At 77.4% G+C, this 872-nt stretch carries 1 protein-coding gene; it reads left to right on the top strand.

Annotation, left to right across the window (positions count from 1 at the left end):
* The coding region (locus ACZCAH_RS15250) for an anaerobic ribonucleoside-triphosphate reductase activating protein (protein WP_464341891.1) at nt 1-721 on the top strand (721 nt) is incomplete at its 5' end.
* Between the last annotated feature and the right edge of the window lie 151 nt (nt 722-872).

The raw sequence follows: 872 nt of genomic DNA, 5'->3' as shown, positions 1-872 counted from the left end.
GGCCGGGGCGGGGGAGCTGCAGATCGCCGGTCTCGTGCCGCTGTCCACCGTCGACTGGCCCGGCCGCCTGGTCGCGACCGTGTTCTGCCAGGGCTGTCCCTGGTCCTGCAGTTACTGCCACAACCGCCCGATCCTCGATCCCACCGTGCCCGGTCGGGTGCCGCTCGCCGCGCTCCTCGACCTGCTGCGGCGGCGTCGCGGGCTGCTCGACGGCGTCGTGTTCAGCGGGGGAGAGGCCACTCGGCAGCATGCCCTGCTGCCGGCCGCCGCGGCGGTGCGGGAGGCGGGCTTCGCCGTCGGGCTCCACACCGGCGGCGCGCATCCGGCGCGGCTCGAGGCGCTGCTCGCGGCGGGGCTGGTGGACTGGGTGGGCTTCGACGTGAAGGCCGTTCCGGCCGACTATGCCGCGCTCGTCGGCCGCGCGGGAGCCGCCGAGCGGGCAGGGACGTCGCTCGCCCTCCTGCAGGCCTCGGGCGTGCCCCATGAGCTGCGCACGACCCTCACCCCGACCCTCCTGCCCCAGCTGACCGAGCTGCTCGAGCATCTCGCGGGGACCGGTGCCCGTCAGCTCGTGCTGCAGCGGGCCCGGGCCGACGGCGCCGCCCCCGCCGTCGCGGCCGAGCTCGCCCGGGTGCCGGACTGGCCGGAGACCTTCGCCGCGGCGGCCGCTGCGGCACGGGGCCGGGGCCGGGAGCTGGGGATCGAGGTCGGCGTGCGATAGCCCCGGCGGCGCCGGGATCAGTCGAGGAAGGTGTCGATCACGGAGTCGGCGAGGGTCGCGCCGACGTAGCTGCCCATCACGTCCCCGACGATGCCGCCGATCACGCCGCCGGCCGCCGCGCCTCCGCCGCCGCCGACGGCCGCGCCCGGCA

This window comes from Brachybacterium sp. B718/18 (assembly GCF_055454375.1).
The sequence above is the reverse complement of the archived record's forward strand: the minus strand, read 5'-3'. Positions and strand labels throughout refer to the sequence as shown.